The organism is Nocardioides sp. (assembly GCF_051876515.1).
In the GTDB taxonomy this organism is placed as follows: Bacteria; Actinomycetota; Actinomycetes; order Propionibacteriales; family Nocardioidaceae; genus Nocardioides.
This window is the reverse complement of the sequence record NZ_JBJEHY010000180.1, coordinates 1-7892: the sequence shown is the minus strand read 5'-3', so window position 1 is coordinate 7892 and position 7892 is coordinate 1. Positions and strand designations below refer to the sequence as shown.

The following is a 7892-nucleotide window of genomic DNA, read 5'->3' as shown; positions in this document are numbered from 1 at the left end:
AGATGGAGCCGATCAGCCTGCCCGGCTTCGCCGACCTGCACCCCTTCGCGCCGGCGGAGGACGCCTCCGGCTACCGGCAGCTGGTGGGCGACCTCGAGGGCTGGCTGGCCACGGTCACCGGCTACGACCAGGTCTCCATCCAGCCCAACGCGGGCTCCCAGGGCGAGCTCGCCGGCCTCATGGCGATCCGCGGCTACCACCGTGCGAACGGCCAGGAGCAGCGCGACGTCTGCCTCATCCCGTCCTCGGCGCACGGCACCAACGCTGCCTCCGCCGTCATGGCCGGTATGCGCGTCGTCGTGGTGAAGGCCGCCGACGACGGCTCGATCGACCTCGACGACCTGCGCGCCAAGTGCGAGCAGCACGCCGACACCCTCGCGGCGATCATGGTGACCTACCCCTCGACGCACGGGGCGTACGAGGACACCGTGACCGAGCTCTGCGAGACCGTGCACGCCCACGGCGGCCAGGTCTACGTCGACGGCGCCAACCTCAACGCGCTGCTGGGCTTCGCCCGTCCCGGGGAGTTCGGGGGAGACGTGTCCCACCTGAACCTCCACAAGACGTTCTGCATCCCGCACGGCGGCGGCGGCCCCGGCGTGGGCCCGGTCGCGGTGCGCTCGCACCTGGCGCCGTACCTCCCGTCCCACGGGCTGCACCCCGACGCGGAGAAGCGTGAGGGGATCGGGCCGATCTCGGCGGCACCGTACGGCTCGGCCGGCATCCTGCCGATCTCGTGGGCCTACATCCGCCTGATGGGTGCGGAGGGGCTGCGCCGGGCCACGGCCGTCGCCGTGCTGTCCGCGAACTACATCGCGAGCCGGCTCGAGGAGCACTTCCCGGTGCTGTACCGCGGTCACGGCGGCCTGGTGGCGCACGAGTGCATCCTCGACCTGCGTCAGCTGACCAAGGATTCCGGCATCACCGTCGACGACGTCGCCAAGCGACTCGTGGACTACGGCTTCCACGCCCCCACGATGTCGTTCCCCGTGCCCGGCACGCTGATGGTCGAGCCGACCGAGTCCGAGGACCTCGCCGAGATCGACCGGTTCTGTGACGCCATGATCGCCATCCGCGCCGAGATCGCGCGCGTCGAGGCGGGGGAGTGGAGCGCGGAGGAGTCCCCGCTGCGCCACGCCCCGCACACCGCGCGGGCAATGGTCGGCGACTGGGAGCGCGTGTACGACCGTACGACGGGCGTGTTCCCGACGGGGATCGACCCGGACAAGTACTGGCCCGTGGTCGCGCGCATCGACCAGGCGTACGGCGACCGCAACCTGGTCTGCTCGTGCCCGTCGCCGGAGGCCTTCGCGGAGTGACGCGCCGGGCGTCTCCCGGGGGTCAGACCCCCTGGGAGACGCTCGACATGTTGAAGTCCGGGACCCGCAGGGCGGGCGTGACCGTCCGTGAGAAGTAGTCGTCGCCCCACTCGCGGCTGAAGCTGGCCACCGATCGCGACGCGTCGGTGAACCGGTTGAGCAGGTCGACGGGGCTCTCGTTCCAGCGGAAGTTGTTGACGGCGCCGGTGATCTCGCCGTCCTCGACGAGGTAGACACCGTCCCGGGTCAGGCCGGTGAGCAGCATCGACTGCGGGTCGACCTCGCGGATGTACCACAGGCAGGTGACCAGCAGGCCGCGCTCGGTGCGGGCGACCAGGTCGTCCAGGGTGCCCGTCGCGCCGCTGACGTCCAGCCCGAGGTTGTCGATGCCGGGAGTGACCGGCTGTCCGGTGAGCGCTGCCGAGTGGCGCGTCTGCACGAGCGAGGTGAGCACGCCGTCGCGGATCCAGTCGGTCCGTCCCAGCGCGAGGCCGTTGTCGAAGACGGACTCGGTGTTGTCAGAGGCGCCGGCCACCACGAACGGGGCGGCCTGGACGGACCCGTACGCCGGGTCTGACCAGAGGTTGACCCCGGCCTTGGCGATCCGCTCCCCGATCCGGGTGCCACCACCACGGCGGCTGTAGACGGACTCGCCCTCGTGGGCGACGCGGGCGCCGGCGCCCCAGTAGGCGTCGATCATCAGGTCGGCCACGGCCGTGGGCGGCAGGATCGTGTCGTACCGGCCCGCAGGCAGGTCGGTGCGGCGCCCGGCCCACCTGAGACGGCGCTCAACCTCGGCCGCGACCGCGTGGGCGTCGACCTCGGCGAAGTCGCGGGTGGCGCCGCCGGTCCAGGCGCTGCGGGTCAGCGCCGCGTCCTTGCCGGTGCACCCGTAGTGCCCGGTGGGCTGGACGTGGCGCAGGCGCAGCCCGCGGGTGGAGCCGAGGTACGTCGTGGCGACCTCGTGGGAGACGAATCCGTAGAGCACCCGCGACTCTGCCTGCGCCCGGTCGAACTCCTCGCCCAGCGCGGTGGCGAAGCCGGAGAAGACCTCGATACCCGTGTCGCCCGGGACCTCGTCCCAGTCGGGGCTGACCCGGCCCGCGACGAGTTCCGCCGCGTCCTCGGCGGGATCGGCCGTACGGGCGGCGTCGTCGGCGGCGCGTACGAGGGTGGCGACCTGCTCGGCCGAGGCCGCGTTGCCGGAGACAGAGCCGGTCCCGACGCCGTCCTGGCGCGTCACGAACGAGACGACGGTCAGCTCCACGCCCGTCATCACGCCGTTGGTGGTGAGGGTGTTGTTGGCCCAGCGCAGGTTGGCGCCGGTGTGCACGCGCGCGATCGCGACGCAGTCGTCGGCGGTGCTGAGCGAGAGTGCGTGCTCGACGAGGTCCTGGGGTGTCATGGTCATCAGTTGCCTGCCTCGTCGAGGGTGTTGAGGACGTTGACGTCGCGGAAGAGGGCCGTGGGGCACCCGTGGCTCACCGCGGCCACCTGGCCCGGCTGCGCCTTCCCGCAGTTGAAGGCCCCACCCAGGACGTACGTCTGCGGGCCGCCCACCGCCTCCATCGAGTTCCAGAACTCGGTCGTGGTCGCCTGGTAGGCGACGTCGCGGAGCTGCCCGGCGAGCTGCCCGTTCTCGATCTTCCAGAACTGCTGCCCGGTGAACTGGAAGTTGAAGCGCTGCATGTCGATCGACCACGACTTGTCGCCGACCACGTAGATGCCGTTCTCGACCTGGCTGATGAGGCCGTCGGTGTCGGGCCCGCCGGGCGCCGGCTGCAGTGAGACGTTGGCCATGCGTTGGATCGGGATGTGGCCGGGGGAGTCGGCGTACGCGCAACCGTTGGACCGTCCCTCGTGGAGCTCGGGCTTCATGTGGCCCATCGAGCGGTCGAGCTGGTAGCCGACCAGCGTGCCGTCCTTGACGATGTCCCACTCGCGGGTCTGGACGCCCTCGTCGTCCCAGCCGACGCTGGCGAGGCCGTGCTCGACGGTGCGGTCGCCGGTCACGTTCATCACGGGGGAGCCGTACCGGAGCGTCCCGAGCTTGTCGTAGGTGGCGAACGAGGTGCCGGCGTAGTTGGCCTCGTACCCGAGTGCCCGGTCGAGCTCGGTGGCGTGTCCGATGGACTCGTGGATGGTCAGCCACAGGTTGGAGGGGTGGATGACGAGGTCGTACCGTCCGGCCGTCACGCTGGGTGCTCGCAGCTTGTCCGCGAGGAGGCCGGGGATCTCGGCGATCTCGGCGTCGAAGTCCCAGCCGCGCCCCTCCAGGTACTCCCAGCCGCGTCCGACGGGCGGCGCGAGGGAGGCCATCGAGTCGAAGATCCCGGTGGACTCGTCGGTCGCCATCGCCTCGAACCCGGGCTGCATGCGGATGCGCTGCTGCGTCGTGCGGGTCCCGGCGAGGTCGGCGTAGTACTTGTTCTCCTGCACCTGCTGGAGGTACGAGGTGGCGTGGTCGACGCTCGCGTGCTCGGTCAGCCGTCGCGTCCAGTCGACGAGCAGGGCCGCCTTGTCGGCGGTGGGGACCTCGAGGGGGTTGGTCTCGTACGAGGAGACCCAGGTGACGTCGTCGTAGACCGGCTCGGGCGCCAGCTCGACGGGAGTACGCGTCATCCCTGCGGCCACGCGCGCGACCGCGACGGCGCGCTGCGCGATCCGTACGGCCTCCTCGTCGGTCAGGACCACGCCGGCCGCGAAGCCCCAGGCGCCGCCGTGCACGACGCGGACCGCGAAGCCGAGGTCCTCGCTGTCCGCTGCCGTCTGCAGGACGCCGTCACGGGCACCCAGGTACTGGTAGCGGTTCCGCTCGAACCGGAAGTCCGCGTGGGTGGCACCCAGCCCCTGCGCGGTCGCGAGGGCGACCTGGGCGAGGCGGCGGTACGGAAGGGCGGCGAAGGTCGGATCGAGATCGCGTTCAGCCATGTCGGGAAACCTAACCCAACGCACCGACGGCCGCTATCGGTGGCTGGGACCGGGGCGCGGACCTACGCGTACCGCACGGCACGTTCGTCGGAGACGAACCCCCACAGCGCGAGGCCAGCCTGCGTCGCGAGCTGGACCGCCAGGCTGGTGGGGGCGCCGACGGCGACGAGCGAGCCCATGCCGGAGGTCACCGCCTTCTGCACGAGCTCGAACCCGGCCCGCCCGCTCACCACGAGCGCCGCTGACGCGACGGGGCGACCGGTGAGGAGGAGAGCGCCGACAGCCTTGTCGACGGCGTTGTGGCGCCCCACGTCCTCCCGGACGGGCCCGATCGCGCCGGACGCGTCGGCGACCGCGGCTGCGTGGACGCCACCGGTGCGTGAGAAGAGTGCCTGGTGCTCGCGGAGGGCGTCCGGAAGTGTGCGTACGACCTCGGCGGTCAGGTCAGGGCCCTCCCAGCCGGGCCTGGTCGCGACGTCCAGCACGTCCTGGACGCTGTCCTTGCCGCACACCCCGCAGGCGGAGGAGCCCGACGAGAGAGCCTGGTGGCGGTGCGGCACCACCAGCGGGCGGCGTGTGGTGACGGTGACGACGTTGAACTCCTCGGTGGGGTCGAGGTCGGCGTCCGTGCAGTAGGCGACCCGGTCGATGTCGTCGGTCTCGACGAGACCCTCGGCGTACAGGTAGCCCGCCGCGAGCTCGAAGTCGTGGCCGGGGGTGCGCATGGTCAGCCACACGCGTTCAGAGGGGCGCCCCGGGGCGGCGACACGGATCTCCAGCGGCTCCTCGGTCGCCAACCGGTCCTCCCGGCGGTGCACCGTCGGGCCCCGGTGCTCCTCGACGCGGACCCTGACGCTGGGCCCCGGGCGCCGGGGGAGTTCGCTGCTGACCACGCCCCGACGATATGCGAGGCGGGGGCGGTGCGGACGGTGAGGTCCAGAGGGGGTCGCAAACCGCGCCGTGGCCACCTACAGTGCCGACTGTGAAGGACGTCACACGACAGGGGGAGCGTCAGGACGGACGACGCTTCGTGATCACGGGGGGAAACGCCGGGATCGGGTTCTGCACGGCCCGCTCCCTGGCCCAGGCGGGTGCCGAGGTGGTGCTGGCCGTACGCGACGTGCGCCGCGGTGACGCGGCGGCCGACTCGATCGGCGGCAAGGTGAGCGTGGAGGAGCTCGACGTGTCGTCGTTGGCGTCCGTCCACGACTTCGCCGACCGGATCGGCCCCATCGACGTGCTGGTGAACAACGCCGGCGTGCTCGGGCTGCCCGAGTCGCGCTCGGTGGACGGCTTCGAGCTGCAGCTCGCGACCAACCACCTCGGCCACTTCGCGCTGACCAACCTGATGCTGCCGCAGATCTCCGACCGGGTCGTCGTCGTGGGGTCGCAGGCGCACCGCAGTGCGCGGCTCGACCTCGACAACCTGATGCTCGAGCGGGGCGAGTACAGCGGGTACCGGGCGTACGCCAACTCGAAGCTCGCCGTGATGCTGTTCCTTCTCGAGGCGGACCGCCGCCTGCGGGAGGTCGGCTCCCCGCTGCGCGCCGTCGGCGCACACCCGGGCTATACCGCGACGAAGATCATGAGGAACACCTCCAGCGGCGCCTTCAACCTGCTCGCTGCGGCCGGGAACGCCCTGGTGGGGATGCGGCCCGAGGCCGGTGCCCAGTGCGTCGTCGTCGCGGCCACGGCCGACCTGCCCGGCAACACGTACGTCGGGCCGAGCTGGCCCGGCGAGATGCGCGGACGTCCCAAGCCCGTGGGGCGCTCCCTGGATGCTCAGGACCCGACGTTGGCCCGCGAGATGTGGCGGCTGAGCGAGGAGCTCACCGGGGTGGGGTGGGCGTACTGACTCCCACCCCCGCGCCGGGGACGCGGACCATCAGGAGACGGTGACCTTCTCGATGGTGACGGGCTCGTTGGGGGCACCGCCGCCGGCCGGGTTGGAGCCGTCCTCACCGGCCGCGGCGATCGTGGTGAGGACCTCGAGGCCGCCGGCGTCGATGGTGCCGAACACGGTGTAGTCGGGCATGAACCCCGAGTCGTCGAAGACCAGGAAGAACTGCGAGCCGTTGGTGTCCGGGCCGGAGTTCGCCATGGCGATCGTGCCGGCGGGGTAGGTCTCGTCGCCCTTCAGCTCGTCGGCGAACGAGTACCCGGGGCCGCCGCTCATGGTGCCGGACGGGTCGCCGCACTGGAGGATCGCGAAGCCCTCGCTGGCGCCCAGGCGAGGGCAGGGGCTGTCGTCGTAGAAGCCCTGCTCCGCGAGGGAGACGAAGCTGTTGACGGTGCACGGGGCGGCCTCGCGGTCGAGGGTCAGGCCGATGTCACCGTGGTTGGTCGTGATGGTGGCCTCGGCGGTGCCCTCGGCGACCGCGCTCGTGCCGGGCTGGTCGACCTCCTTGGCGGCGCCGTCCTTCTTCTCGTACTCGCACGAGACGCTGCCCTTCGGGACCGACTCGTCGTCGTTGCCGCAGGCGGCGAGCAGGGTCAGGGGGAGCAGGGCGGCGGCAGCGAGGCCGAGGCGCGACATCATGGTGCGCATCGTAGAGGGGCGGTGTGCAGCCGTGTTGTCGGCGGAGGGTGCGAGACTGCCGCAATGAGTGACTCGGTACGCGTCGGCGTCGTGATGTGGCCCATCGAGGACTGGCCGGAGATGGGCAGGCACTGGAAGCGGGCGGAGGAGTACGGGTTCGACACCGCCTGGATCTACGACCACCTCGCCTGGCGTGGCCACACGCCGTGGGACGAGGCGTACTCGAGCCTCGCGGCGGCCGCAGCGCTCACCTCCACGATCCGGTTGGGAACGTTGGTCACCTCCGGGAACTTCCGGACGCCGCTCCCCACGGCGGCGGCGATCCGTACAGTCGACCGCATCTCGGGTGGTCGTCTGCGCCTGGGCATCGGGGCGGGCGGAGACAGCCACCTGTCCGACGGGGACGTGCAGGGGAGGGTGTGGACGCCCCGCGAGCGTGCCGACCGCTTCGCGGAGTACGTCGAGCACCTCGACGCGCTGCTGACGCAGAGCCCGGCGACCGTGACGGGGGAGTACTTCACCGCCACGGACGTGACGATCTCCGAGGGACTGGTGCAGCAACGTCCGCCGTTCCTGGTGGCCGGCAACGGCCCCCGGGGGATGCGGCTGGCGGCGCGCTACGGGCAGGGCTGGATCGCGAACCCGCAGACGCCGGACGGCGAGGACCCGTACGAGGAGCTGGTGGCCACGCTGGCGAAGCTGGACCAGGTCTGCGTGGCCGAGGGCCGCGACCACTCGTCGCTGGAGAAGGTGCTGCTGACCGGTTTCACCGAGGAGCCGTGGATGTCGTCGCTGGGGGCGTTCCAGGATCTGCTGGGCCGCTACGGCGACCTCGGGTTCACCGACGTCGCCATCCACTGGCCGAGGCCGGACAGCCTGTGGGACACGGACTGGACGGTGTTCGAGGAGATCGCGGCGTACGTGGCGTCCTGAGTGTCGCGCGCCGGCCGGGGCGTCACCGGCCGGCGTGAGCCGTCGGCCCTCGTCATCGACACGACGAACCTGAGCGAGAGGCACGCGTACGAGCGCCTGGTCGGAGTCCTCGGTCACTGAGCATGTCAGCGGCCGACGGGGGACCACTGCTGGATCGGTCTGCCCGTTCT

At 71.5% G+C, this 7892-nt stretch carries 7 protein-coding genes; 3 read left to right on the top strand and 4 right to left on the bottom strand.

Annotation, left to right across the window (positions count from 1 at the left end; genetic code table 11):
* The coding region (locus ACI379_RS13445; protein ID WP_439792599.1) for a glycine dehydrogenase at positions 1-1319 on the top strand (1319 nt) is incomplete at its 5' end.
* Between the two features lie 22 nt (positions 1320-1341).
* Here the strand turns inward: ACI379_RS13445 and ACI379_RS13440 are convergent.
* From ACI379_RS13440 to ACI379_RS13430, 3 genes are all read right to left on the bottom strand, one after another.
* Positions 1342-2730 (bottom strand): metallopeptidase TldD-related protein, encoded by a 1389-nt coding sequence (locus ACI379_RS13440; protein ID WP_439792598.1) that lies wholly within the window; start codon positions 2728-2730, stop codon positions 1342-1344.
* On the bottom strand, positions 2730-4250 hold the full coding sequence (locus tag ACI379_RS13435) for a TldD/PmbA family protein (protein ID WP_439792597.1): 1521 nt from the start codon (positions 4248-4250) through the stop codon (positions 2730-2732). Before ACI379_RS13435 ends, ACI379_RS13440 begins: the two co-directional genes overlap by 1 nt.
* A 62-nt stretch (positions 4251-4312) precedes the next feature.
* Positions 4313-5143, bottom strand: a complete 831-nt coding sequence (locus ACI379_RS13430; protein WP_439792596.1) for a formate dehydrogenase accessory sulfurtransferase FdhD — start codon at positions 5141-5143, stop codon at positions 4313-4315.
* A gap of 89 nt (positions 5144-5232) precedes the next feature.
* Here ACI379_RS13430 and ACI379_RS13425 point away from each other — a divergent pair, with 89 nt between their 5' ends.
* Positions 5233-6105: an SDR family NAD(P)-dependent oxidoreductase gene (locus ACI379_RS13425; RefSeq protein WP_439792595.1), complete on the top strand. Its 873-nt coding sequence runs from the start codon at positions 5233-5235 to the stop codon at positions 6103-6105.
* Positions 6106-6135: 30 nt separating this feature from the next.
* Here ACI379_RS13425 and ACI379_RS13420 read toward each other — a convergent pair whose 3' ends face one another.
* Positions 6136-6789 (bottom strand): peptidylprolyl isomerase, encoded by a 654-nt coding sequence (locus tag ACI379_RS13420; protein ID WP_439792594.1) that lies wholly within the window; start codon positions 6787-6789, stop codon positions 6136-6138.
* A 63-nt stretch (positions 6790-6852) separates the two neighbouring features.
* On the opposite strand from ACI379_RS13420, the gene ACI379_RS13415 reads away from it, so the two are divergent.
* On the top strand, positions 6853-7722 hold the full coding sequence (locus ACI379_RS13415; protein WP_439792593.1) for an LLM class flavin-dependent oxidoreductase: 870 nt from the start codon (positions 6853-6855) through the stop codon (positions 7720-7722).
* The last annotated feature ends 170 nt before the right edge of the window (positions 7723-7892 follow it).

What these genes read in the sequence shown, in the direction of transcription:
- ACI379_RS13415 (WP_439792593.1), top strand. Translation starts at nt 6,853, where the DNA reads ATGAGTGACTCGGTACGCGTCGGCGTCGTGATGTGGCCCATCGAGGAC.
- ACI379_RS13440 (WP_439792598.1), bottom strand. Translation starts at nt 2,730, where the DNA reads ATGACCATGACACCCCAGGACCTCGTCGAGCACGCACTCTCGCTCAGC.
- ACI379_RS13420 (WP_439792594.1), bottom strand. Translation starts at nt 6,789, where the DNA reads ATGATGTCGCGCCTCGGCCTCGCTGCCGCCGCCCTGCTCCCCCTGACC.
- ACI379_RS13435 (WP_439792597.1), bottom strand. Translation starts at nt 4,250, where the DNA reads ATGGCTGAACGCGATCTCGATCCGACCTTCGCCGCCCTTCCGTACCGC.